This is a genomic window from Actinomadura kijaniata NBRC 14229, from assembly GCF_001552175.1.
In the GTDB taxonomy this organism is placed as follows: domain Bacteria; phylum Actinomycetota; class Actinomycetes; order Streptosporangiales; family Streptosporangiaceae; genus Spirillospora; species Spirillospora kijaniata.
Window position 1 is genome coordinate 18,993 of sequence record NZ_BCQR01000102.1, and the last position, 24,334, is coordinate 43,326.

General features: G+C 73.3%; 20 protein-coding genes. 12 read left to right on the forward strand and 8 right to left on the reverse strand.

Annotated elements, in window-relative coordinates; translation table 11 throughout:
- The first annotated feature begins 124 nt into the window (after window positions 1–124).
- From AKI01S_RS29275 to thpR, 3 genes are read left to right on the forward strand one after another with little or no spacing between them, the layout of a single operon-like run.
- The gene (locus AKI01S_RS29275; protein WP_084000358.1) at window positions 125–559 is read left to right on the forward strand and encodes a MarR family transcriptional regulator; all 435 of its coding nucleotides are present in this window, start codon (window positions 125–127) and stop codon (window positions 557–559) included.
- Window positions 560–591: 32 nt separating this feature from the next.
- Window positions 592–1,824 carry an MFS transporter gene (locus tag AKI01S_RS29280; RefSeq protein WP_067824992.1) on the forward strand — a complete coding sequence of 411 codons (1,233 nt, stop codon included), beginning with the start codon at window positions 592–594 and terminating at the stop codon, window positions 1,822–1,824.
- A 60-nt stretch (window positions 1,825–1,884) separates the two neighbouring features.
- Window positions 1,885–2,460, forward strand: coding sequence for an RNA 2',3'-cyclic phosphodiesterase (gene thpR / locus AKI01S_RS29285; protein WP_067824994.1), 576 nt, complete (start codon window positions 1,885–1,887; stop codon window positions 2,458–2,460).
- A 93-nt stretch (window positions 2,461–2,553) separates the two neighbouring features.
- Here the strand turns inward: thpR and AKI01S_RS29290 are convergent, their stop codons facing one another.
- A complete protein-coding gene (locus tag AKI01S_RS29290; protein ID WP_067824996.1) occupies window positions 2,554–2,964 on the reverse strand; it encodes a peptidase inhibitor family I36 protein in 411 nt (136 codons plus the stop codon).
- Between the two features lie 249 nt (window positions 2,965–3,213).
- Here AKI01S_RS29290 and AKI01S_RS29295 point away from each other — a divergent pair, with 249 nt between their 5' ends.
- Both AKI01S_RS29295 and AKI01S_RS29300 read left to right on the forward strand, forming a co-directional pair.
- Window positions 3,214–3,660: a MarR family winged helix-turn-helix transcriptional regulator gene (locus AKI01S_RS29295; protein ID WP_067824999.1), complete on the forward strand. Its 447-nt coding sequence runs from the start codon at window positions 3,214–3,216 to the stop codon at window positions 3,658–3,660.
- 114 nt (window positions 3,661–3,774) lie between these two features.
- Entirely contained in the window at window positions 3,775–5,118 is a 1,344-nt protein-coding gene (locus AKI01S_RS29300; protein WP_067825001.1) for a Dyp-type peroxidase, read from the forward strand.
- 407 nt (window positions 5,119–5,525) lie between these two features.
- On the opposite strand, the gene AKI01S_RS29305 is transcribed toward AKI01S_RS29300, so the two are convergent.
- From AKI01S_RS29305 to AKI01S_RS50950, 3 genes are all read right to left on the reverse strand, one after another.
- Window positions 5,526–7,598, reverse strand: coding sequence for a hypothetical protein (locus AKI01S_RS29305; protein ID WP_067825003.1), 2,073 nt, complete (start codon window positions 7,596–7,598; stop codon window positions 5,526–5,528).
- A 106-nt stretch (window positions 7,599–7,704) separates the two neighbouring features.
- The gene (locus tag AKI01S_RS29310; RefSeq protein WP_084000359.1) at window positions 7,705–8,757 is read right to left on the reverse strand and encodes a hypothetical protein; all 1,053 of its coding nucleotides are present in this window, start codon (window positions 8,755–8,757) and stop codon (window positions 7,705–7,707) included.
- A gap of 79 nt (window positions 8,758–8,836) precedes the next feature.
- Window positions 8,837–8,989, reverse strand: coding sequence for a hypothetical protein (locus tag AKI01S_RS50950; protein ID WP_157420226.1), 153 nt, complete (start codon window positions 8,987–8,989; stop codon window positions 8,837–8,839).
- A gap of 19 nt (window positions 8,990–9,008) precedes the next feature.
- On the opposite strand from AKI01S_RS50950, the gene AKI01S_RS29315 reads away from it, so the two are divergent.
- Complete coding sequence (locus tag AKI01S_RS29315) at window positions 9,009–9,983, forward strand: class II glutamine amidotransferase (RefSeq protein WP_169814033.1); 975 nt, start codon at window positions 9,009–9,011, stop codon at window positions 9,981–9,983.
- Window positions 9,984–10,054: 71 nt separating this feature from the next.
- Here the strand turns inward: AKI01S_RS29315 and serC are convergent, their stop codons facing one another.
- Window positions 10,055–11,191: a phosphoserine transaminase gene (serC, locus tag AKI01S_RS29320; RefSeq protein WP_067825007.1), complete on the reverse strand. Its 1,137-nt coding sequence runs from the start codon at window positions 11,189–11,191 to the stop codon at window positions 10,055–10,057.
- 102 nt (window positions 11,192–11,293) lie between these two features.
- Complete coding sequence (locus AKI01S_RS29325) at window positions 11,294–11,665, reverse strand: hypothetical protein (RefSeq protein ID WP_157420228.1); 372 nt, start codon at window positions 11,663–11,665, stop codon at window positions 11,294–11,296.
- 111 nt (window positions 11,666–11,776) lie between these two features.
- On the opposite strand from AKI01S_RS29325, the gene AKI01S_RS29330 reads away from it, so the two are divergent.
- On the forward strand, window positions 11,777–14,590 hold the full coding sequence (locus AKI01S_RS29330) for an ABC transporter substrate-binding protein (protein WP_067825011.1): 2,814 nt from the start codon (window positions 11,777–11,779) through the stop codon (window positions 14,588–14,590).
- 110 nt (window positions 14,591–14,700) lie between these two features.
- On the opposite strand, the gene AKI01S_RS29335 is transcribed toward AKI01S_RS29330, so the two are convergent.
- Window positions 14,701–16,404, reverse strand: a complete 1,704-nt coding sequence (locus AKI01S_RS29335; RefSeq protein ID WP_157420229.1) for a hypothetical protein — start codon at window positions 16,402–16,404, stop codon at window positions 14,701–14,703.
- A 147-nt stretch (window positions 16,405–16,551) separates the two neighbouring features.
- On the reverse strand, window positions 16,552–17,664 hold the full coding sequence (locus tag AKI01S_RS29340) for a citrate synthase 2 (protein WP_067825016.1): 1,113 nt from the start codon (window positions 17,662–17,664) through the stop codon (window positions 16,552–16,554).
- Between the two features lie 128 nt (window positions 17,665–17,792).
- Between AKI01S_RS29340 and pdxH the strand changes: the two genes are divergently transcribed.
- The 5 genes from pdxH (at window position 17,793) to AKI01S_RS29365 (ending at window position 24,143) form a co-directional block, all read left to right on the forward strand.
- Window positions 17,793–18,506: a pyridoxamine 5'-phosphate oxidase gene (gene pdxH, locus AKI01S_RS29345; RefSeq protein WP_174567426.1), complete on the forward strand. Its 714-nt coding sequence runs from the start codon at window positions 17,793–17,795 to the stop codon at window positions 18,504–18,506.
- On the forward strand, window positions 18,503–19,837 hold the full coding sequence (locus AKI01S_RS29350; RefSeq protein WP_245681824.1) for an MFS transporter: 1,335 nt from the start codon (window positions 18,503–18,505) through the stop codon (window positions 19,835–19,837). The genes pdxH and AKI01S_RS29350 overlap by 4 nt, the downstream gene beginning before the upstream one ends.
- A 144-nt stretch (window positions 19,838–19,981) precedes the next feature.
- Window positions 19,982–20,680: an iron-dependent transcriptional repressor DtxR gene (locus AKI01S_RS29355; protein WP_067825018.1), complete on the forward strand. Its 699-nt coding sequence runs from the start codon at window positions 19,982–19,984 to the stop codon at window positions 20,678–20,680.
- Window positions 20,681–20,896: 216 nt separating this feature from the next.
- A complete protein-coding gene (locus tag AKI01S_RS29360; protein WP_067825020.1) occupies window positions 20,897–23,182 on the forward strand; it encodes an ATP-binding SpoIIE family protein phosphatase in 2,286 nt (761 codons plus the stop codon).
- A 25-nt stretch (window positions 23,183–23,207) separates the two neighbouring features.
- Window positions 23,208–24,143 (forward strand): hypothetical protein, encoded by a 936-nt coding sequence (locus AKI01S_RS29365; RefSeq protein ID WP_067825022.1) that lies wholly within the window; start codon window positions 23,208–23,210, stop codon window positions 24,141–24,143.
- Window positions 24,144–24,334: the final 191 nt, after the last annotated feature.

Sequence of the window (24,334 nt, forward strand, 5' to 3'; positions counted from 1 at the left end):
ATGAAGGCCGGGCAGGACCACGAGCGAGCGGAGGAGGAAGTCGGTCCCCGGCGGCGATGACGCGGAATAGCCTCCGCCCGCTTATCGTTAGCAAGGGTAATGACTTCTGCGAACGACAATGAGCATGTCACCGACCCCTCTGGCCGAAGAGCTGCGCATCGCCATCGCCCGGCTGTCACGTCGGCTGCGCACGCTGAGGCCGGTACCCGGAGCCGGCGCCGCCCCGCTGTCCCTCACCCAGTTCGCCGCGCTCGCCGCCATCGAGCGGCACGGCTCGATGACCCCGCGGGAGCTGGCCGACCACGAGAAGGTGCAGCCCCCCTCGATGACGCGGGTGATCGCGTTCCTGGAGGGGGAGGGCCTGGTGGAGCGGAGCCCGCACCCGACCGACGGCCGCCAGGTGGTGCTGCACGCGACGGAGGCGGGCAGGAACCTGCTGGCGGAGGAGCGCCGCCGCAAGGAGGCGTGGCTGTCGCAGCGCCTGGCCGAGCTGACCTCCGAGGAACGGGAGATCCTCCACCGGGCCGCGCCGATCCTGGACAAGCTGAGCAAGGCGTAGAGCGGGACGTAGAGGGGCAGGTGACCGGAGGGATGTTCCGGTCACTGCGGGTCCGCAACTACCGCTACTTCGCCGCCGGGCAGATCGTCTCCAACACCGGCACCTGGATGCAGCGCGTGGCCCAGGACTGGCTCGTGCTGGAACTGGCCGGACGCAACGGAGGAACGGCCCTCGGCATCACCACCGGCCTGCAGTTCCTGCCGCTGCTGCTGTTCGGCCTGTGGGGCGGGGTGATCGCCGACCGGTACCCCAAGCGCCGCGTCCTGATGATCACGCAGGTGGCGATGGGCGTGCTCGCGCTGGTCCTCGGCCTGCTCACGATCGCCGGGGCGGCGCGGGTCTGGCACGTGTACGTGCTGGCGTTCGCGCTCGGCCTGGCCACCGTCGTCGACAACCCGACCCGGCAGTCGTTCGTGGTCGAGATGGTCGGCAAGCGCGACCTGCCCAACGCCATCGCCCTCAACAGCGCCTCCTTCAACGGCGCCCGCATGCTCGGCCCGGCCGTCGCGGGCCTGCTGATCGCCTGGCTCGGCACCGGCCCGGTCTTCCTGGTCAACGCCGCCTCCTACGTCGCGGTCCTGTTCGGCCTGTACGCCATGCGCGAGAGCGAGCTGACCGTCCCCGAACCCGTCAAGCGGGCCAGGGGGCAGCTCCGCGAGGGCCTGCGGTACGTGCGCGGACGCCGCGACCTGATGCTGGTGCTCGCGCTGGTCGCGTTCGTGGCGACGTTCGGCATGAACTTCCAGCTCACGATTGCGCTGGTGTCGAAGGAGGTCTTCCGCACCGACGCCTCCTCGTTCGGCCTGGCCTCCTCGATGCTGGCGCTCGGCGCGCTCGCGGGCGCGCTGCTGGCCGCCCGCCGCGTCACCCGGCCGCGCCTGCGGCTGCTGATGGCGGCGGCGCTGCTGTTCGGGGTGCTGGAGGTCGCGACCGGGCTGATGCCGACGTACTGGGCGTTCCTGGTGCTGCTGGTGCCGACCGGCATCGCGCTGATGACGTTCAACACCGCCGCCAACGCCACCATGCAGCTCGGCGTCGCCCCCGAGATGCGCGGCCGGGTGATGGGCCTGTACATGTTCGTGTTCCTCGGCACCAACCCGCTGGGCGCGCCGCTGGTCGGCTGGATGGCCGAGGAGTTCGGGCCGCGCGCCAGCATCGTCGTCGGCGGGCTGGTCCCGGTGGTCGCGGTCCTGGTCCTCGGCGCCCTGGCCGCGCCCCGCGACCGCCTCCCCGCGCTCTGGCGACGCCTCCTCCGACTCGGGTAACCGCGTGACAAGGGACCGTCACTGCTGGAAAGCTGGTCGGGTGGTTCCCCGGACGTGCCCATGAGACTGTTCGCGGCGATCCTGCCGCCGCCGGACGTCCTCGACGAACTGTGCGCGTTCATCGCGCCCTACCAGGCCGAATGGCCCGACCTCCGGTGGACCGACCGGGATCTGCTGCACGTCACGCTGACGTTCTACGGCGAGGTGGACGACCGGACCCTGGAACGCCTGCTGCCCCGCCTGGAACGCGCCGTGGCCCGCCACGGCCCCCTCAACCTGTCGCTGGCGGGCGCGGGGGCGTTCCCCGGCAACGGCGCCCACGCCCGCGTGCTGTGGACCGGCCTGTACGGGGACCGGCGCGACCTGGCACACCTGTCGGCCGCCACCACCGCCGCCGGGCGCCGCGTCGGCGCCCCGGGCACCCCGCCGGACGCCCCGGCCCGCGCCTACCGCCCGCACCTGACACTGGCCCGCACCCGCCGCCCGGTGGACGTCCGCCCGATCATCGAGCCGATGTCGGCGTTCGCCGGAAGCCCGTGGACGGCCACCGAGGTGCACCTGATGCAGAGCCGGTTCGCCGCCCGCGACCGCCGCCAGCCCCTCTACGAGTCCCTCAAGTCCTGGCCCCTGACCTAGAGTCCTCGTTCCTGGGCGTCGTGCCGCGCGGGGGCGTGGCACGCGGCCGGGGCGCGGGTGGGCCGTGCCCCGGCCGACGCGGAGGTCCTACGGTCAGCGGAACGAGACCATCGGGAAGCCGTACTTCCCGTAGCCGACGTCCGGAACGCGGACGTTCTTCCTGTAGCTCACCGAAGCCGTGCCCCTGCAGTTGATTTTCGCGCGCATCGAGGAAATGGCCCGGTCCCGACCGGTGATCAGCGACTTGACGGGGAATCGGTAGCCCTTGGTGTAATGCCAGCAGGTGCCGGGCACATTTCGAACGGTGATTTTGGTGCCCCGGAAGTTCACCCCGTTCCACATGCATACGGCATTCGCGGGGCAGGAGGCGGCCAGCGCCCCGACCGAGCCCGCGGGCGCCACCGTGATCTGCGAGACGGCAGCGTTTCCCGGCGTGGCCAGCGCCAGCGTGAGGGCTGGGGCGGAGACGAGGGTGACGAACGCCGCACGGGTCATCATGCGCATTGGTGCTCCTTTACGCGGCCGAAAGGCGGCCGGACAGTGGATCATTCGCCCCGAACCTAGGCATGGGGTGATCACGAGGGCAACCCTCGGATTGCGCCATGACCACGACATGGCATTTCGGACCTGGGAAAACGGCGCGAGAATTGATTTCTCCGGTCCGCCGCGCGGTGGGCGTTTCCCGTCCACCGTGCGCCGCGCGACGTTCCGTCCCGTGCTCGATGCGCGCGGTCCCTGCGGGACACTGGAACGGTGACCACCGACGACGACCGTCCCGGCCCGCCCGTGACGAGCGCCTCCGTCGTGGTGCTGTCGCTGGCGCGCAGGGTCGAGACCGAGCTGAACGCCGCGCTCGCGCCGCTGGGGCTCACCGTCGCCCGGTTCGGGCTGCTGGGCCATATCGCCGGGGTGCCGGGCGCGTCCTTCAGCGAGCTGGCGCGCATGTCGGGGATCACCGTGCAGAGCGTGCACGGGGCGGTGAAGGCGCTGGTGGCCGCCGGGCTGGTGCGCGACCGCAACACCCGCGCCGGGTCGGCCTCGACGCTGGAGATCACCACGGAGGGCGCGCTGCTGCTGCGGCGGGCGCGGCGGGCGGCGGCCGAGGTCGACGAGCGGCTGTTCGGCCCCGACGCCGATCCGATCCAGCAGCGCCTGGGAGCGGCCGTCCGTGCCGCGTTCCCAGGCCCTCCCCCCTCCTGACCTGGTGCCGAACGGGACCGCCGCCCTTCGCCCGCCGCCACCTTCAGTCTGACTGAAGCATGGCCTAGGCTTCAGGAAACCTGAAGGGCAGGTCTCGATCGGGGGGAGTCCCGCATGTCCGACCGACCGGGGGCCCGCCTCTCGCGGCGCGCCCTGCTCACCGCCGCGGCGACCACGGGGGCGGCGGCCACCGGCACGGCGGTCGGCGGAGCGCTGCTGGCCGACGGCGACACCCCGCCCTCCACGACCCGCGCACCCTCGCCGACCGAGCCGTTCCACGGAAAGCACCAGCCCGGCATCGCCACCCCGCAGCAGCACCACGCCCTCTTCGCGGCCTTCGACCTGGAGACCGTCGACCCGGTGAGGCGCACCCGCCGGAGCGCGGAGCAGATCGCGGCCCTCCTCCGCGCGCTGACGGAGCAGTGGGCCCTGGTCGCCGGACGCCTCATGGAGGGACGGGAACCCGGCCTGCGTCCGGCCGGTTCGCCCCAGGCCCCCGCCGACTCCGGCGTCGCCGACGGCCTCACCCCGGCCTGGTTGACCGTCACCTTCGGCCTGGGACCCGAGCTGTTCGAACGCATCGGCCGACCGGAGGCCCGGCCCCGTGCGCTGCGCCCGCTGCCCGCCTTCGAGCACGACCGGCTCCAGGACGCCTGGAGCGGCGGCGACCTCCTCGTCCAGATCTGCGCCGACGACCCCCAGATCGTCAGCCGCGCGTTCCGGACCCTGCGCAGCCGCACCCCGGGAACCGCCCGGCTGCGCTGGACCCAGCAGGGCTTCCTGGGAACGTTCGGCGACGCCACCCCGCGCAACCTGTTCGGCCACAAGGACGGCACCGCCAACCCCCGCCCCGGCGACACGGGGTTCGACGCCGCGGTCTGGGCCGACCCCGCCCGCGAACCCGCCTGGTTCGCGGGCGGCACCTACCTGGTCTTCCGGAAGATCCGCATGGACCTGCCCACATGGGACACCTCTCCCGGCCACGCCCAGGACCAGACCATCGGCCGCCGCCGCGACGACGGGGCCCCGCTCAGCGGCGGGCACGAGTTCACCGCCCCCGACCTCACCAGGACCGGACCGGACGGCAAACCCCTCATCCCCGCCGACTCCCACGTGGCCCTGGTCCGGGACATCCCGATGCTGCGCCGCTCCTACAACTACGACTACGGCCTGCGGGCGGACACCGCACCGGCCACCGACCACCGGCACGACGACCACCGGCACGACCACGGCCCGGGGATGCCTGCCCGCTCCGGCAGCGGCCACGCCCGCTACGACAGCGGCACGCTGTTCTGCGCCTACCTGCGCGACCCCGCCGAGTTCGTCCGGGCCCAGCGCGCCCTGGCCGCCGACCGGCTCAACGCCTTCATCCAGCACACCGGCAGCGCCGTGTTCGCCGTTCCGCCCGGAGCGCCCCCCGGCGGCCACCTCGCCGCCGGACTGTTCCCCACCCGCTGACATCCAGGGAGACCTGACATGGACCGACGCGACCTCCTGCTCGCGGGCGCGGCCGCCACGACCGGGCTCGGCCTCGGCACGCTTCCGACGGCCCCGGCGGCCGCCGCGTCGGAGGTCCGCGAGCCGGGCGCGGAGCCACCTGCCGGTGGTGATGCCGTTCCGCAGCGTGTCACCGTCCCGGCCGGTGGTCGGCTCGTCCGCGGTCCTGGAACCCCTGCGCCGCCACGAACCGGAAATCCCCGGCGTTCTCCCCGCGCACCGGCGACCATCACACGCCGAACCCTTTTCCCGCCCGGTGCTCCACGGCTTGATCATTTGCGACCGCCGTGTCCACACCGTCACAGCCTGAGCGTAAGCGGATACCCGCATCGTCGTCGCAGTCCGGCTGCTGACGTGGCCATGTACTCCTAGAGCTCGGGGGGTGGCGGAGCGGGCCGGTCCGCGTCCGGCGGTCCCCAGGGGACGCCGTGGCGTTCGCAGGCGCGGCGCAGGGCCGTCAGGTCCGGCGGGAACGACACCTGCCGCAGCACCCGCCCCGCCGGGCTCCACACGACCAGCCGCGGCATCCGTTCGGCGGCGTCGTCGATCCCGACGCCGCCGACGCGGTCGCGGGTCAGCTCCCACTCCACGCGCCCGCGCCGCGTCACCACCGCCAGCCCGGCCGTGGACACCTTCAGCTGCGGGCGGTTCCGGTCGTACAGCCAGTAGCCGCCGAGTCCGACCAGAAGTCCGGCCGGCACCGTCCACGACGCCGTCGTGGTGAAGCCCCCCAGTTCGGGCCCCAGCCACACCGATCCCAGCATCGCCACGATCTCGCACAGCAGCACGCTCATCGCGTAGGTGGCGATCCGCGACCTACGCGTGGCGTCCAGCACCGCGCCCGGCGCGGCCACCGGCCCCGGCGGGGGCGTCAGCGACAGCTCGGCCGCCGCCGGGACGGCCTCCTTCATCGCCGTGACCTCCGACGGCCCCCCGGGGGCGTCCGACAGCGTGGAGACCGCCGAGTGGAACGCCGCGCTCAGGTAGGCGTCGTACTCGGCGTCCGTCACCGGCAGCCCCTCGCGCCGCGCGCCCTCCCGCAGGTCGGTGCGCGAGATCCGCAGCGCCGACAGCGGCGCGGCGAAGAACTCGGCGCCCTCGGAGTCGTACAGCCGCATCCACGCGTGCCCGGAGATCGTCAACAGCTCGATCCCGCCGATCCGGTCCTCGGGCATCGCCACCACCACGTCCCCGGCGGCGTCGGCCCAGCCCAGCGCGCCGTCGGCGACGACCAGCCGCCCGCCGGGCACCCGCGCGAACACGTCCGGCAGCCCCTCCAGGCCGTAGTCGGGCGTGCGCGGCGGGCGCGCCCCGGGAGTGATCACCCGGTAGCCGTGCTCGTCGAGGGCGTGCGCGAGCTGGAACGCGTCCAGCCCGTGCGCGGGCAGCCGCGCCACCAGCCGCAGCCGGTGGTCGAACGCCAGCACCGCAAGGTCCGTCGGGCGCGGGTCCCCGCCGGCCGGGTCGGTCCGCAGCCCCGGCCCCAGCACCAGCGCCGCGACCTCGGACGCGGCGACCTCCAGGCCCTGGCGGGGCGCGGGACGGCCGCGCACCCGCAGCCGGTCCCGGGTGATCGTCCACTCGACCGGGGTGGAGGCCAGCAGCCTGCGCCGGGTGCCCGCGACCGCCACGATCGCGGCCAGCGCCCAGCATCCGGCGGCCAGCCGCGTCCCGAACCCGCCGCCGCCCTCGGCCGCGATCCGCAGCACCATCACGATGCCGAGCAGCCCGGCGACGGTGCCCAGCAGCGCGATCCGGCCCCGGCCCGGCCGGGGCGCGGGCGTGGCCAGCCGCACCTCGTCGTCGCGCGCGGCGGCGTGGCCGGTGTCGTGGTCGGTGTCGTGGGCGGCGGCCAGCAGCGCGGCCTCCTGGTCCAGCAGCCGCTGCTCGGCGACGTGGTCGCGGGGCAGCGGGTCGAGCGCGTCGCGGACCGCGGACGGCGCGTCGCCGAGGGCCCGGTCCAGCGCCGGGTCGAGCAGGTCGGCGGCCTCCCCGTCCAGGATCCGCACCTGGACGCCGAGCCGCCGCGCCGTGACGAACAGGGCGAGCGGCTCCATCCCGAGCGTGACCAGCCCGCCGACCGTCGTGCGGCCGAACTTGTGCACCACGGTCAGCACGCCGTCGTCGGTCGTGATCACCAGCGCCTCGACGCGGTCCCGCTCGTAACGCACGATCGGCAGCCCGCCGGGCCCGATCCGCTCCAGCCCCGCCGCCGACAGCCGCCAGTACGGCCGGTGCCGCCCGGCCGGCGCCGACAGCACCTCCGGTGCCGCCCCCAGCAGCCACGGCATGGCCGCGACCCCGCAGATCAGCGCCGCCCACAGCCACACCGGGTGGATCGGCAGCAGCGCCAGCGCGACCGCCAGCAGGGTGAACGGCCCCGCGGCGACCGGACGCCACCGGCCTCCGGTGCCGTGCAGGCCCACCAGCTCATGCTCCACAGTCCGCATCCTCACACGGGTCCTGGTGGGCCCGTCGCCTCCTTCCGCGATCCCGGGGGCGTCCTCGCCGAGTCGAACGTCCCACCCGCCCCGAACGTCCCCACCGTCACGCCCGCCTGCGCAGCAGCCCGTAACCGACCACCGCGGTGATGCCCACGGCGAGGAACAACCCGACCCGTACCCCGCCGGGATCGTCGCGCCGCCCGTCGTCCAGTTTCCGGTCCTTCCCGGCCAGCCGGTTCGGCGTGGCCGAAGGCGCCGGCAGCGCCTCCCGGGGCAGCGGCACCTGGTGGACCGGCTGGCGGACGCCCTCGGACCCGGCCAGCAGCGACCGGCCGTCGGCCGCGTACGTGATCGACTCGCCCTGCTCCTGCGCGGGCAGCCCCACCGACCCCAGATCCTTGGCCGGCCGGCCGCCCGCGTCGACGCCGTACAGCCGCGCCCCGAAGTAGGTGCGGATCACGGCGGTGCGGCCGTCCGGCGAGAACGCCCCGTCCGTCGCGATCGGCGGCGCGTCCCCGACCTTGCGCATCCGGTTGTACCCGCCGGTCCGCAGCCGCGCCGGGGCCTCGTACAGCGCGGCCCCGAACAGCTTGCTGGCGACGTACAGCCGGTTCGTCCGCGGGTTGATCATGAGGGTCTCGGCGTTGCGCGGGCCGTCCTCGTACTTCATCCGGAACGCCGTCGCCCTGATCGTCTGGCTGCGCAGCTCGCTCGGCTCCGGGATCCGGTACACCGTCACGTACGGCCAGGCCCCGCCCAGGTTGTCGCCGATGTCGCCCACGTAGATGGCGGGGCGGCCCTGCTCGTCGCGGCCCATCGCCATGCCCTCCCAGTCGCGGGCGGCGGCCCCCGCCAGCGTGAACACGGCCCTGGTCGTCCCGTCCGGCCCCAGCGCGTAGATCTTGGGAACGCCGCCGGAGTCGTTGTGCGTGTAGATCACGCCCTGGTGCCGCCGGCTGACGCCGATCCCGCTGGCCTCGTTGATCCGCGGGTCGGAGACCGTGAACAGCACCTTGGAGTCGGCCGCGGATCCGGCCGCGGAACCGGCGGCGCGGCCGGATCCGGCCAGTCCCGGCCCGGTGAGGACGAACGCGCCCGCCAGGGCCGCCGCGGCGGCGCCCCGACCGGCCCGGCGGAGGAACGAAGACGTGATCATCCCTCGATCCTTCCCGACGCGTTTCCCGAGGTCGCGTGACCGGCGCTCGGTTTGTCGACCATCTCGTCCGGCAGCTCGGTCAGTTGAGCAGCGCACCGATGACCACGGCCAGCACGAGCGCGGTCAGCACGGTGGGAAGGAGCCATTGGGGCGCGCGGTTCACGGGTTCGAGCTTATTCGCCCGGGACCGCCGCTCGAACCGGCCCCTCATGATCTGCATCTCATGGGGCATGTGCGGATTGTTCGGGTTGTTGCGCTCGCCCCATGCCGACCACCCCGACTGGGCGTCGGACGCGTTCGTGACCCTGGGCACCCTCGCCGAGGAGCGCGGAACGGACTCGGCCGGGGCGGCCCTGCTCACGGGCCGGCCCGTCGTCGCCGGGCAGGAGGCGCACGCCAACGGGCGGGCCGACGACCGGCGCAGCGACGTCAGCCACGACGGCGTCCGGGTGGTCAAGGGCCGGGGCCGGTTCTCGGCGGTCTGGCGGCCGGACCTGGTGCCGCTGCTGGACCACGCGCCGGTCGCGCTCGGCCACACCCGCTGGGCGACGCAGGGCTCGCCGTTCACGCTGGACAACGCCAGCCCCCTGGTCGTCCCCGGCGGCGCCGCCGGACGGGTCGGCGGGGAGCCGACCGCGTCCGCCGGGGTGATCGCCTCCCACAACGGCGACATCGAGGCCGCCGCGCTGCGCGCCCGGTTCCCGATGCCGCCCGCCACCGGCACCACCGACAGCGAGCCGGTCTTCCAGGCGCTCGCCGGATGCCGCGACGGCGACGACGTGATCACCGTGCTGGCGTCGCTGGTCGGCCGGGCCGCGCTCGTCTGGGTGGACCGGGACCGGCCCGACCGCGTCCACCTGGCCCGCGCGGCGCTGAGCCCGCTGGTCGTCGCGGTGGACCACGAGCAGAACCTGTACTGGGCGTCCAACCCGCGCTGGTTCCGCGACGTCGAGCGCCACACCCGCGTCCGGTTCGCCTCCGCCGTCATGCTGCGCGAGGGCACCTACCTCCAGATCGGGCTGGCGGGCCCGGCGGCGGAGTGGTTCCAGCCCCGGCCGCGCGTGCTGGCCCGCGCGGGCTTCGTGCCGACCGCGCGGTCCTGGGACGTCGACGACCGCGTGTGGACCGGCTTCACCGACGCCGACGCCGCGGCCGACCGCGCCACGCTGTGCCACCGCGTGGCCGAGAGGGCCACCGGGGACACCGGCGAGTTCGCCGTCGCCTGACGGCGGCCCGCCCGAGGAGACGGCGAAGGCCGGGCCCCCGCGGGGGGAGCCCGGCCTTCGCGCCGTTCCTGCTAGAGGCGCTCGACGACGTGGTCGATGCAGGCCGTCAGGGCCTCCACGTCCGCCGGGTCGATCGCCGGGAACATGCCGACGCGCAGCTGGTTGCGGCCCAGCTTGCGGTACGGCTCGGTGTCGACGATCCCGTTGGCGCGCAGGACCTTCGCGACGGCGGCGGCGTCCACCTCGTCGGTGAAGTCGATCGTGCCGACGACCTGGGAACGCTGCGCCGGGTCGGTCACGAACGGCGCCGTGTAGGAGGTCTTCTCCGCCCACGTGTACAGCCGCTGCGCGGAGTCGGCGGTGCGGCGGGTGGTCCAGGCCAGGCCGCCCTGCGCGTTCATCCACTCGATCTGCTCGGCGAACAGCAGCAGCGTGGCGACGGCCGGGGTGTTGTAGGTCTGGTCCTTGGCGGAGTTGTCCACCACGGTCTTCAGGTTGAAGAACTCCGGCACGTAGCGGTCGGAGCCCGCGATCTCCTCGATCCGCGCCAGCGCGGCGGGCGAGGCCAGCGCCACCCACAGGCCGCCGTCGGCGGCGAAGCACTTCTGCGGCGCGAAGTAGTAGACGTCGGTCTCGCTCACGTCGACCGGCAGGCCGCCCGCGCCGGAGGTGGCGTCCACCAGGACCAGGGCCTCGTCGGCGGTGGTGCCCTCCGGACGCGCGATCGGCATGGCGACGCCGGTGGAGGTCTCGTTGTGGGTGAGGGCGTACACGTCGATGCCGTCCTCGGCCCGCGCCACCGGGTGGGAACCGGGGTCGGCGGAGACCAGCGACGGGTCCGCCAGCCACGGCGCGCCCTTGGTGACCTTGGCGAACTTGCTGGAGAACTCACCGAACACCAGGTGCTGGGACCGCTCGCGGACCAGGCCGAACGCCGCGGCGTCCCAGAAGGCGGTGGTGCCGCCGTTGCTCAGCAGGACCTGGTGGCCCTCGGGCAGGGAGAACAGCTCGGCGAGCCCGGCACGGACCCGGCCCACCAGGGACTTCACCGGCTTCTGGCGGTGCGAGGTGCCCAGGTAGGTGGAGCCGGACTCGGCCAGGGCGGCCAGCTGCTCGGGCCGGACCTTGGACGGACCGCAGCCGAAGCGGCCGTCGGCGGGCTTCAGATCGGCGGGAATGACAATGGCAGGATTCGCGCTCTCGGTCACCTCGCAAACCCTAACGCCCCAGCTAGGAAGATCGCCGGACGGCTCACATAGCGAGACGCGGCTCACGTCGTGGCGCGTTGGGACAGGTCGGGGCAGGTCGCGTCACGAGGCGCCGCGGCGGCGACGGCGACGCAGCCCCCACAGCAGCAGGCCCACCAGGAGCAGGACGAAGATCGCGGCATTGGTCGCGGGCGGGTACAGCCAGTCGTCGCCGCGGCCGTGCGCCCGCACCGCCGTCGCGACCGAGTCGTAGGCCAGGAACGCCAGCAGCGCCGCCGCGAGCCGGAAGGCGACACGCCCGGCGACCGCGTCGGCCCGCCGCCGGCGTTCGGCGCGTTCGGCCTCGTACCGGCGCAGCTCCTCGGCCGCCGCCTCCGCCTTCCCCGCCTCCCCGGCCGGGGAGGAACGGTCCGGAACGGCGGTCGCGGCGGGGCCGATGTCGCCGTCGAGTGGTTCGTCCGGGGCATGCGTCACACGGCCCATGATGGCAAAGGGCTTCCCCGGACCCGTAGTTGATCGCTTTCATGGCCGGAGCACCCCGCCAGGGCGGGCGGCACGAGGGGGACCGGTGACGAGGGGGTACGGGTGACGACGGGGCACACCGACGGCCAGGGGGCCGACCGGCTGGAAGGCCTGCTCGGGCTGTTCGAGCGACTGCGGGAGCGGCCCACCGCCCGCGCCGGGGACCGGCTGCGTCCGCTGCTGGTCACCATCGGGTCGGCGGTCGAGACCCGGCAGGCGGCGCACGCGTTCGTGGAACGCTGCATCGCCGACGGCGGCCCGTACGCGCACGTCGCCGACGACCCCGGCCACACCGAACGGCTCACCGACCTGGCGGTGCTGCTGCGGCACCTCAGCCGCCAGCTCTCGGCCCACCACCGCCGGTTCGAACCCGCGCTGCGCTTCCCGCTGCTGTCGATGGTGGTGTGGCTGCTGGAGCTGCGCCGCATGCGGATCCGCCAGGAGCGGGGCGAGGGCGCCCCCGACTTCGCCTCCGACGCCCAGCGCGAGCTGTGGCTGCTGGCCGGCCAGCTGCACGCCGCCGACGAGGACTCCCACCGCCGCACCCTGCTGGGCCGGGGCATCCTGCGCCGCCGCCAGATCGTGGTGCCCGCCGAACGCCCCGGCCAGCAGGGCCGCATCGCCTCGGTCCTGTCCCACCTGGAGCAGGTCGCGCCGATCGGCGTCGCGGCCGTCGCGCTGATCAGCGCCACCGCCGCCAGCACCCTGGACCTGGCGGCGGCGTTCCTGGCCGCCGGGGTCGGCTCGTCGGTGATCCTCGGGCAGGTCGCCGCCCGCACCCGCGACCGCGCGGGCCGCCGCCGCTACCGCTGGTTCACCTCGCCCACCCAGACCTACCTGCGCGGCAACCGCTCCCTGGACTTCCTCGGCTTCGCCCTCGACGTGATCTACCGCGAGGAGGCCGACCCCGCCCGGCCGCTGGACGAGGAGCTGGAACGCCTGCTGGTCGCGGCGTTCCTCCAGGACCTGCGGCAGGCGTACCGGCGCGGCGTGTGGCGCGCGACCTGGGCGCGGGTCCGCTACCCCGCCGTCGTTGTCGACCTGCTGCCCGAGCAGAGCCCCGCCCGCGCCCAGACCCGCCGCTTCGTCGAGCGCGTCGAGGAGATCCGCCGCGCCGAGGAACGCTTCGACCCCCTGGTGACCGCCCTGGCCGTCGCCGACGAACGCGAGGCCGCCGCGCTGGCCGACGCCGTCCGCGTCCCGCTGGCCGACGACGACCCCGTCCACCTGGGCACGCTGCGCGAGACTCCCGAGGGCATGCCGTTCTGGGCCACCTACCGGGCCGAACAGCAGCGCGCCGCCGTGCTCGGCACCCGCCGCGCGCTGCGCGTCCACACCGGCCGGGGCGACGGCTCGTCCCCCGAGCCGGTCCACCGGGGCCGCCGCCGCCCCCTGCTGGCACACCCGGCGCTGCCGTGGCTGGCCATGGGCGCGATCCTGGCCGCCTCCGTCAGCGTGATCTCGGTGCAGACCGTGCGGTACTGCGACCCGTTCACCGTCGCCCACGCCACCAACGGCGAATGCGTCGGCATCACCGACGGCTCCTACGTCTTCACCCCGCGCCTGGCGGCCGTGGAGAAACGCATCGAACGCCTCAACGACGACGTCCTGAACTCCGGCAAGCCCTACGTCACCCTCGTCTACCTGGGCGCGATGACCACCGACCCGCAGACCCGCAACCCCCAGGCCGACCTGCTGGCGGGCATCCACGGCGAACTCGTCGGCCTGTCCATCGCCCAGGAACGCCACAACGCCGCCAGCGGCCTGCCCCGCCTGCGCGTCCTGCTCGCCAACGCCGGATCCCGCTTCCGCTACGCCCGCCACATCGCCGACCTGGTCCGCCGCCGCGCCGCCGCCGACCCCACCCTGGTGGCCGCCGTCGGGTTCGGGCAGAGCCGCCGCCAGACCAGCGAGGCCATCGACGTGATCTCCAAGTCGGCGCTGCCGATGATCGGCACGACGAACACCTTCGACGGCACCGGCCGCCTCCCGGGCGGATTCTCCCCCTACTACTTCCGGCTGGCCCCCTCCAACGCGCGGCTGGCGGCGCACGCGGCGTTCTGGGCCAGGAACGGCCAGACGGGCGCGCGGGCCGCGACCGCCGACGTCTTCTACGACGCCACCACCGACGACCTCTACAGCCGCAACCTGGCCGAGGACTTCGTCCGCGCCTTCGCCCCCGGCCGGGTCCGCCGCCTGCCCTACTCCGACCCCAGCCAGGTGCCCAACCGCATCCTGGAGGCGTGCCAGAACCCGTCCGACCTGTTCTACTACGCGGGCCGGTCCGACGAGTTCCGGTCGTTCATCAACCGCCTGGCCAACACCGACTGCAAGGGCCGCCGCACCGTCCTGGCGGGCGACGAGGTGACCAAGTACGTCAGCGACAACGCCGCCGAGGTCGCCCGCACCGACTCGATCCGCCTGTTCTTCACACCCCTGGCCGCCCGCGAGGCGTGGGTCCCGCGCTGGGTGGGCCGCCAGCCCCTCCAGCTCTTCTACAGCGAGTTCGACCCGGTGGTGAACGCCCTGGTGGGCCGGGAGACCGCCGCCAACGGACGCCCCTCACGCACCCACGCCGCCCTCGGCTACGACGCCGCCCGCACCGTGATCAGCGTCGCCGAACGCATCTACGGCGACCAGGGCCGGGCCCTGCCCACCGCCGCCGCGATCCTGTCGGAACTGACCGAACCGGGCGCGGGCGCCGAGACCCAGGGGGCCACGGGGTTGCTGCGCTTCGGCCCTCGGGCCGGCGGCCATCAGATCGAGCACAAGCCGGTTCTGCTCACTGAGTTGAGGACTGACGGGGCCTTGATGGTGGTGGCGGTTTGCGGGCGGCTGGTCAGCACCGGGCAGGCGGGTGCTCCTTGTCCTCGGTGATGTGAGGTTGAGGTGGTCGTGGGTGGGCCGGGGCTCTGAGCGCCTCGTGGCTCAGATGGCGTACCTGTCGCGGAGGTTGGGACCTCCGCGACAGGATCTGCCTCACGGGCTCAGCGCAGGGCGTAGGCCCGGATCGTGGTCTGGGTGACCGAGTCTCCCGCCGTGTCGGTGGCGGTGACTCTCAGGGAGACGTGGCCGGGGCGTGGTGGGTGGTTCAGGGTGATGGTCCGGTTGTTGCGTACGGTCGCGGGCTGCCAGGTCTGGCCGTCGTCGTAGGAGACCTGCGCGGTCATCCGGGCGACCGCGCGGGGGGTGACGCCGGGTGGGGTCAGGACGGTGGTGTCGAGACGGAAGGGGTGGCCCGCGGTGGCCTGGCCCAGGGGGTTGAGCGCGGCCTTGTACCGCACGGTCATCAACGGCGGGGCGGTCGGCTCCGTCGACGGCTGGGAGGTGAACGTCCAGGTCGCGCTGCTCCGGGTGCCCAGGGGCGACCAGGGGGCGGTCCGGGTCGCGTTCGTCTCCAGCACGTACCGGCCCGGCTCCTTCGGGACGTCGAACGAGCCGTATCCCGCGAACGGGCTCGTCCCGATCGGCTCACCGTCCCGGCTGAGCGTCGTGTCGCCGGTGATGTGCCCGTCCTCCCAGGGCGCGCTGCGCGGGCCGACGTGGTCGCCGGCGCCGTCGGAGAACAGCGACAGGTTCACCTCGATCCGGTCGTCGCGGCGCACCACGCCCGGCCGCAGATCGCGCGCCTCCCACATCCAGGGCACCGGGACCGACGGCACGGTGAACCAGGAACGCCGGTAGTCGCCCGGCGCGGGGAACCGGTCGGTGCCGTGGCCGCTCTCGGTGATGGCGCAGTCGGTCCCGCCCAGGCCGTGGTCGGACCGCCAGGTCACCCCGGGGCTCAGGTACGAGGTGCGGACGGACGGGGTCGGGCCGGTGACCACGCCGTGGGCCAGGGCCGCGCTCATGTCGGGCAGGTCGGGGCTGAGGAACGCGCCGTGGCACTGCGCGGCCCCCTGCCCGGGGACGGTGGTGCGCACCCTGGCCAGGTCCCGCGCCCGGACGTCGAGCTCGGGCCGGTCCGGGATGCGCCCCGCGAACTCGTGGTAGGCGGTGTAGCGGTACGGGCTGGTGTACCCGCCGTCCCTGGTCCAGGTCGCCAGGAGGCGCAGGGGCACGCCCGCGGCCGGGGACACGCGGACGCCGTCCTCCAGCGGCAGCCCGTAGCCGTGCCGCTGGCCCTGCGTGGTCATCGGAACGATCACGTCGCCGAGCGCGAGCCTCGCGTCCGGGGTCTCCGGCGCGTCCAGCGCGACCTTGACCTCCCTGGTCGCGCGGGCGTCCAGGACGAGCGTCGCGTCGCCGGTCAGCTCCAGCCGGGGGTGGATCATGAGGGCCTTGGCCTCGGGCCGCCCCGGCTGCGGGACGTAGATCCAGCTCCCGACCCGGTAGACGCCGGGCGGCAGCTCCACCCGCCCGCTGCCGTCGACGAGCCCGCCGGTGGTCGGCGCCCCGGTGGCCAGGTCGAACACGGTGAACATCGAGGCGGCGTCACCGGCGGGCGCCGTCCCGTCCAGGCCCAGCACCCGGACGGTCAGCCGGTGGACCGGCCCGGCCCGGCGGGGGGCCGGACGGGAACGCTGCGCTTTCTGGACGACACGCCTCCCGGATGTCGCTTTCCCGCTCGTCGTCTCCCCGGCCAGGCTTCCGGCCCGGACCCGGGGCTCCCGCGCCTCGGCCGCCGGGCCGGTCGGGGCCAGGAGGGCGGCGCCCAGGGCGAGGGTCATGCCGTACACGTGGAATCTCATGGATTCCCTTCGTCTCTCGTGGACCACATCTGCTCTGTCTGTGTCCGGGAGAGACGCGGGGATTACCCATCCCTGGGAACCGAAAAGGCCCCCGGAGAACCGGGGGCCTCAAGGCGCTCGACGCGGGGGGCGAGACGATCCGGGGGATCAGCTCGCGTAACGCTTGAGGGCGTCGGCGGAACCGGGGACCTCGTCGATGGAACGGGTGCCCGGACCGGTGTAGCGGGCGCTCGGCCGGACCAGGCGGCCGGTGCGCTTCTGCTCCAGGATGTGCGCCGCCCAGCCGGCGGTGCGGCCGCAGGTGAACATGGCGGGCATCATCGCGGTCGGGACCTCGGCGAAGTCCAGGATGACCGCCGCCCAGAACTCGACGTTGGTCTCGATCGCGCGGTCGGGGCGGCGCTCGCGCAGCACGGCCAGGGCCGCGTCCTCCAGGGACTTGGCGGCCTCGAAGCGCGGGGCGTCCAGTTCCTTGGCGGTACGGCGCAGCACGCGGGCGCGCGGGTCCTCGGCCCGGTAGACGCGGTGCCCGAAGCCCATCAGGCGCTCGCCCGAGTCGAGGATGTCGGTGACGACCCGGCGGGCGTCGCCGACCTGCTCGACCTTCTCGATCATCGGCAGCACGCGGGCCGGGGCGCCGCCGTGCAGCGGACCCGACATCGCGCCGATCGCGCCGGACATCGACGCGGCCACGTCGGCGCCGGTGGAGGCGATGACGCGGGCGGTGAAGGTGGAGGCGTTCATGCCGTGCTCGGCGGCCGACACCCAGTACGCGTCGATGGCCTGGACGTGCTTGGGGTCCGGCTCACCGCGCCACTGGATCATGAACCGCTCGGTGATGGTGCGGCCCTCGTCCACCCGCGACTGCGGGACGACGGGGACGCCGATGCCGCGCGCGGACTGCGCCACGAACGACAGCGCCGTCGACGAGACGCGGGCCAGGTCGGCGCGGGCCTCCTCGTCGGTGATGTCCAGCAGCGGGCGCATCCCGTACTTGGGGGCCAGCGTGGGCAGCCCTGCCTGGGCGTCCACCCGCACGTCGCCGGAGGTGACCGGCAGCAGGTGCGGGTCGGCCGGGGTCAGGCCCGGGTCGAAGCTGTTGTCGACCAGCAGGCCCCACACGTCACCGAAGGAGACGCGGCCGACGAGATCCTCGATGTCGACGCCCCGATAGCGGAGGGCGCCGCCCTCCTTGTCCGGTTCGGCGATCTCGGTCTCGAAGGCCACGACCCCCTCGAGCCCGGGTTTGAAGTCGGACATTTGTTCGTCCTGCCTTTCGTCCCCATAGTGATAAGGCGGTAGCCGTGCCATTGAACCCTGTCCGCCTTACTGACCAGTACCCAGGTCCCCGTGATGTGCACAACGCCCTGGTGGGAGGCTGTGAGGCTGTGGATCGCACCGCTGCTCACAACACACCTGACCCCGCACGGCTCCGCAGATCCTACGAGGGAGCCGGGCTGACCGAGGATTCCGTCCCCGCGGACCCGTTCACGCTGTTCGCGGCCTGGTTCACCGAGGCCGCGGCGGCCGGGCTGCCCGAGCCGAACGCCATGGTGCTCGCCACCGCCTCCGCCGACGGGACCCCCGACGCCCGTACCGTGCTGCTGAAGGGCTTCGGGCCCGACGGCTTCCGTTTCTTCACCAACCTCACCTCCGTCAAGGGCGCCCAGCTCGCCGCCAACCCGCGCGCGGCGCTCGTGTTCCCCTGGCACGACCTGCACCGCCAGATCCGGGTGTCGGGGCCGGTGACGCGGCTGACCAGGGAGGAGGACGCGGCCTACTTCCGTTCCCGCCCCTACGGATCGCGCCTCGGGGCATGGGCCAGCGAGCACCAGTCCGGCGTCATACCGGACCGCCGGACGCTCGCCGAACGCTACGCCGCCCTCGCCGAACGGTGGCCGAAACCGGCCGACGGTGACGACTTCGATGCCGTTCCATTGCCGGAGTTCTGGGGTGGCTACCGCGTCGTCCCGACCGCCGTCGAGTTCTGGCAGGGCCGCCCGAACCGCCTGCATGACCGGCTGCGCTACCGGCGCGCGCTTTCCGCTGAGCGGGAGCCGGACGGATCGGGCGGATGGGTGTTGGAGAGACTCTCTCCGTGAAACCGGAACAGGACCAAACACCCCCCGACACTCCTGACACCCCCCGCAAGGAACCCGAGGAACCCGAGGAACCCGTCCGGCGCGGCGGCCGGCTGCGCCGGCTGGCGATCGACACCCGGCCGCTGGCCGACCGCTCCTTCCGGCGGCTGTGGCTCGGCCAGGGCGTGTCGTTCGTCGGCTTCCAGGTGACCGCCGTCGCCGTGCCGGTCCAGGTCTACGACATGACCCGGTCGTCGTTCTGGGTCGGCATGCTCGGCGTCGTCAACCTCGTCCCGCTGATCGTCTTCGGGCTGTGGGGCGGCGCGGTCGCCGACCACGTGGACCGGCGCCGGCTGCTGTTCTGGTCGTCCTGCGTCACCTGGGTCTCCACCCTGCTGCTGCTCGCCCAGGCCCTGCTGGACGTCCGCAACCTGTGGCTGATCATGGCGATCGTCGCCGTCCAGGCCACCGGCTTCGCCGTCTCCTCGCCGACCCGCAGCGCGATCACCCCGCGCCTGTTCGACAAGGACATGGTCCCCGCCGCCAACACCCTCAACTTCACCGCCAGCCAGGTCGGCATGCTCGCCGGGCCCCTGCTGGCGGGCGTCGTCCTCGCCCGCTGGAGCTACCCGGCCGCCTACGCCCTGGACGCCGTGCTGTTCACCGTCGGCCTGTACGCCGCGCTGCGCCTGCCCCCGATCCCGCCGCTGGGCGACGTCACCGGAACGCCCGGCCTGCGCTCGGTCGTCGAGGGCCTGCGCTACCTGGCCACCCAGCCGGTGCTGATGATGTCGTTCGTCGTCGACATCATCGCCATGGGCGTGGCGATGCCGCGCGCCCTGTTCCCCGAACTCGCCGAGGCCCGGTTCGGCGGCGAGGCCGCCGTCGGCTGGCTGTTCGGCGCGATCTCCATCGGAGCCGTCCTCGGCGGGCTGATGTCCGGCTGGATCGGTCGCGTCCACCGGCAGGGCGTCGCGCTCGTCGCCGCGATCGTCGTGTGGGGCCTGGCGGTCGCCGCCGCCGGACTCGCCCACTCCCTCTGGCTCGCCGTGGTCCTGCTGGCCGTCGGCGGCGCGGCCGATCTGGTGTCGGCGGTGTTCCGGCAGACCATGCTCCAGACCTACGCGCCCGACGAGATGCGCGGCCGGCTCCAGGGCGTGTTCACCGTCGTCGTCGCGGGCGGCCCCCGCCTCGGCGACCTGCGCGCCGGGGCGACGGCCACGTTCGTCGGGGCGTCCGCCTCCTGGGTCGGCGGCGGGATCGCCTGCGCCGTTCTGGTCGTGCTGGCCGGCCTGGCCGTCCCGGCGCTGCTGCGCTACGACACCCGCACCGCGACGCCCGTCCGGGCGTGACCGGCGGGCGAGGCCGACGGGACGGGGGAAGAAAACGCAGACTCCCAAACGTTGTGCCATACCCCGCCGACAGGGATATGTGCGCAACCCGGCCGGAGACGTCGAGAACAAGTAGACTCTAAGGCCGAAAGACTGGAGGGAGCTGTGACCTCACACGGCCTGATCGACACCACGGAGATGTACCTCCGGACGGTGTTCGAGCTCGAAGAAGAGGGGATCGTGCCCCTCCGCGCCCGGATCGCCGAACGGCTCTCGCAGAGCGGCCCGACGGTGAGCCAGACGGTGGCGCGAATGGAACGTGACGGGCTGCTGCGGGTCGAGGGGGATCGGCACCTTGAACTGACGGAGGTCGGCCGCAGCCTGGCGACCAGCGTGATGCGCAAGCACCGCCTCGCCGAGTGCCTGCTGGTCAACGTCATCGGACTGCCCTGGGAGGACGTCCACATCGAGGCGTGCCGCTGGGAGCACGTGATGTCGGAGGAGGTCGAACGGCGCCTGGTCGCGCTGCTCGGCAACCCCACCGTCTGCCCCCACGGCAACCCGATCCCCGGCCTCGACGAGCTCGGTGGACACAGCGACGACGCCGGCGACACCGACCTGTCGGTGATGACCGCGGTCGCCGGCGAGGAGGGCACCCCCGCGATCATCCGGCGTATCAGCGAGCAGGTGCAGAGCAACTCGGACCTGATGCTTAGACTCAAGAGGTCCGGGATACAACCCGGACGAGAGGTGACCCTCCGGGCAACCGACGACGGGGTACGGGTGATCAGTGACGACGAGGCGGACGACCCTGCCGACCTGCCCCGCGACATCGCCGAGCACGTCTTCGTCAGCCGGCGCTGACGGGCCGCCGGTGCGGACGCTCGCGGTCTATACCGAAGATCTCCGTACCGGCGCGCCGTTCCGGCGTATCCCCGCGGCGGTTTCGTCGTTCAATACCTACGACGGCGGCGTCCGCTCCCGAGGGGCGACCGCGCACCACAACGGCACGAGGCATACGAAAGCGGCGCCTACCCTCGGTGGACGGGCGAGGAGCGCGATGGTGGTCAGGGTGGGCACATGAACGACTGGGGGGAAGCGCCGATCACGGCGCACCTGCCGCCCGAGACCGTGCTGAACCAGATGGAGATGGCGGTCATCGTCTGCGACCGCTTCAGCAACGTCATCTACGGCAACGCGTTCGCACGCGAACTGTTCGGCTTCGGCGGCGACGACCTGATCGGCCACTCGGTGCTGTCCCTCGGCATCGCCGAGGAGGACCACGAACAGGCCACCGAGCTGGCCCGGCACGTCCTCAAGGGCGGCGTCTGGGAGGGCACGTTCTGCAACCTGCGCGCCGACGGGTCCACCGTCTACACGCGCGCGCACGCCGTCCCGCTGCGCCACCCGTCCGGCGCCGTCGACGGCGTCGTGATCTTCGCGCGCGAGGCCCTCCGCTCCAACCAGCGCGAACAGGACCGCTACGGCCTCCTGGAACGCATCGGCGAACGCCTGGCCGGCTCCCTGGAACTCGAATCCACCCTCCGCCGCGTCGCCGACACGCTGGTCCCGCAGTTCGCCGACCACTGCTTCATCGACCTGTTCTCCGGCGACCGCCTCTACCGGCGCGTGTCCCGGCACGCCGGCGGCTGGACCCCGCCCCCCGGCACCTGGGCCGAGGTCGGCGAACCCGTCTCCTACCCGCCCGGCCACTTCAGCGCCAAGGCCATGAGCCGCCGCGACGCCGTCCTGGTCGAGGACATGGTCCAGCGCAGCTTCGCCGCGCCCAGCGAGGAGTCCAAGCGCCTCGGCGACGCCATGGGCATCACCTCCGTGATCTCCGCGCCGCTGCTGGTCCGCGGCGAGCTCCTCGGCGTGATGAGCCTCGCCCTGTCGAACCTGTCCAAGCGCCCCGACCCGCACTACGACGGCTTCGACCGGGACCTGATGGGCGCGATCGCCAGCCGCGTCGCCCTCGCCGTCGACAACGCCCTGCTGTTCGAGGAGGAGCGCGAGACGGCCCTGGCGTTCCAGAAGCACCTGCTCCCCGGCGACCGACCGCCCCGGCTCGACGGCCTCCAGATCGCCTGGCGCTACGAACCCGCCCGCCCCCTGGAATCCCACGGCCACGGCATACAGACCCAGGTCGGCGGTGACTGGTACGACGTGATCCCGCTGTCGGCGGGCCGCGTCGGCGTCGTCATCGGCGACGTCGAGGGCCGCGGCGCCCGCGCCGCCGCCGTCATGGGCCAGCTCCGCGCCGCGCTGCGCGCGTTCGCCCAGGACGACAAGCCGCCCGCCGACATCCTCCGCAAGCTCGACGAGTGGGTCCGCACCATGACCCGCCCCGAGCGGATGAGCTCCGGCTGGAACAGCGACGACCTCGTCCGCCCGCCCCTGGTCTCCTGCACCTACTTCGTCTACGACGCCTGGTCACGGGTCCTGGAGTTCGCCAACGCGGGCCACGACCCGCCCCTGCTGATCGTCGACGGCCAGGTCAGCGAGCTGAGGTTCGAGAGCGAGGGCGCCATGCTCGGCGTCCGCGGCCCCGGCCTGGGCGGCGAGATCCTCTTCAACGAGGAGACCGCCGAACTCAAGCCCGGCTCCACCCTCGTCCTCTACACCGACGGCCTCATCGACCGCCGCCCCAAGGACGACGGCGACTACTACACCCGCGAGGAGGCCCGCGAGGCGGTCCGCTCCGCCGTCGCCGAGGTGGCCCGCCGCGACGTGGAGACCATCGCCGGAGCCGTCTACGACGCGCTGCCCGGCGACATCAACGACGACGTCGCGATCATGGTCATCCGCACGGCGGGCGAGGAGCTCGCGGTCGCCGACCGGACCTTCCCCGCCGAACCGATCATGGTGTCGGAGGCCCGCCGGATGGCGGCGGACACGTTCGCGGCCTGGGGCATGCTCGACGAGCAGTCCGAACTGGCCTGCCTGCTGGTCTCCGAGGTCGTCACCAACGTCGTCCTGCACGCCACCGCGACCCCCGCGCCCCGCCGCGAACTGGTCCTGGACGGCGGCCTGGGCGCGGTCCAGTTCAACACGGGCTTCGGCCAGAACGCGTTCGACGAGGACGACTGGAGCCTGGACAGCTTCGACGACCTGGACCTGGCCGAGCAGCTGGGCCGCCGCGAACCCCCGACCAAGGAGTTCCGCCTGCGCCTGCGCAAGGGCGCGAACTCCATCTGGGTCGAGGTGTTCGACACGGACATGCGCCTGCCGAGGATCCGCAGCGCGGGCGAGACCGACGAGGGCGGCCGGGGCCTGTACCTGGTGGACCAGCTGGCGTCCCGCTGGGGAGCCCGCCCCACCTCCAACGGGAAGGCCGTCTGGTTCGAACTGCCCCTGAAACCCTGACCGAACGCCACGCTGAAGGACGACGGTGACGACCCAGACCCTGGCGGGCGGGCCGTACCGGTGCGCGCTGGTGATCCGGTCGACGGACGGGGTGGACGATGACCTGCTCACCGAGATCGCCGACGCGACGGGCCTGAACTTCGCCCTGTACGGCCACGGCGGCTTCGGCGGCGAGAGCACCGCGACGGTCTACACCGCCGACGACGACCTCCTCATGGAGGTCCGGTGCGACGAGACCGACGCCAAAGCCCTGTTCGTACGGGTGCACTCGGCCGAACACGCGGCCGCGATCCGGAACGTCATCGCCGCGCGGCGACCGTTCTGGAACGAGCCGGCACTCCGCGCCCAACTGGAGGAGAACCTCCGCGAACAGCCCCGGGCACTGGTGGCGCTCCTGATGGCGACCGGCGGAGCGCCTCCCGAACCGGAGACGGCGGAACTCCTCCAACGCGCACTCGACCACGACGACGAAGAGGTCCGGAACGCCGCCGAGTACGCACGGCTGGTCGCCGCGGAACTCGTTCACCCCGTCCTCGTGCGGAAAGCCCAGCCGAAACCGGAACTGGAGCCGATCCTGCGGCCCGCCCGCCCCGTGGACGACGAAAGACACTGGATCACGGTGCGCGCGGGCGTCCCGGAACGGGCGGTCCCCCGTCCCGTGACCTGGCTGCGCGCCCCCTTCGACGACCCGGACGAAGCGGTGTTCTGGGCGGCGGCGCGGGCCTACTGGGTCCTCCTGGCGGTCGACGACCGTGACGGCACGGGATGGCACGAGGAAATCTTCAGCGAGCCGCGCGGCCACCGCACCGCACTCCACATCGTGCGGCATCCGGCCGTGGACGAGGTGCACCTCGCCCTCCACGGCGACGCCGCCGACACCACCGCCATGGAGCTGGTCAGGGACCTGGGCGCGGAAGTCCTCGACGGACCTCCCGCAGGCTGGGAACGCACAGCCCCCTGAGACGGACGGGCGCGTTTTGGGGAATGCCTGCGCGACCGACGGCGTTGTCCTACAGTGGAGACGCGCTGAGGCGGAGCGCACACCACGGGCTCCTGGCCTCCCGGTTTGACGTCTCCGCTTGAAGCGCATAGATTCTTTCCTTGTCCCCAACGGGATGCAGGACGCCCATGCGGCGGCCGGCCCGGGGGAAG

Excerpts from the sequence above, each read along its gene's own strand:
- AKI01S_RS29340 (WP_067825016.1), bottom strand. The coding sequence starts at position 17,664 with ATGTCCGACTTCAAACCCGGGCTCGAGGGGGTCGTGGCCTTCGAGACC.
- AKI01S_RS29335 (WP_157420229.1), bottom strand. The coding sequence starts at position 16,404 with ATGAGATTCCACGTGTACGGCATGACCCTCGCCCTGGGCGCCGCCCTC.
- AKI01S_RS29310 (WP_084000359.1), bottom strand. The coding sequence starts at position 8,757 with ATGATCACGTCTTCGTTCCTCCGCCGGGCCGGTCGGGGCGCCGCCGCG.
- thpR (WP_067824994.1), top strand. The coding sequence starts at position 1,885 with ATGAGACTGTTCGCGGCGATCCTGCCGCCGCCGGACGTCCTCGACGAA.
- AKI01S_RS29300 (WP_067825001.1), top strand. The coding sequence starts at position 3,775 with ATGTCCGACCGACCGGGGGCCCGCCTCTCGCGGCGCGCCCTGCTCACC.
- AKI01S_RS29290 (WP_067824996.1), bottom strand. The coding sequence starts at position 2,964 with ATGCGCATGATGACCCGTGCGGCGTTCGTCACCCTCGTCTCCGCCCCA.
- AKI01S_RS29280 (WP_067824992.1), top strand. The coding sequence starts at position 592 with ATGTTCCGGTCACTGCGGGTCCGCAACTACCGCTACTTCGCCGCCGGG.
- AKI01S_RS29360 (WP_067825020.1), top strand. The coding sequence starts at position 20,897 with ATGAACGACTGGGGGGAAGCGCCGATCACGGCGCACCTGCCGCCCGAG.
- AKI01S_RS29275 (WP_084000358.1), top strand. The coding sequence starts at position 125 with ATGTCACCGACCCCTCTGGCCGAAGAGCTGCGCATCGCCATCGCCCGG.
- AKI01S_RS50950 (WP_157420226.1), bottom strand. The coding sequence starts at position 8,989 with ATGCCCCATGAGATGCAGATCATGAGGGGCCGGTTCGAGCGGCGGTCC.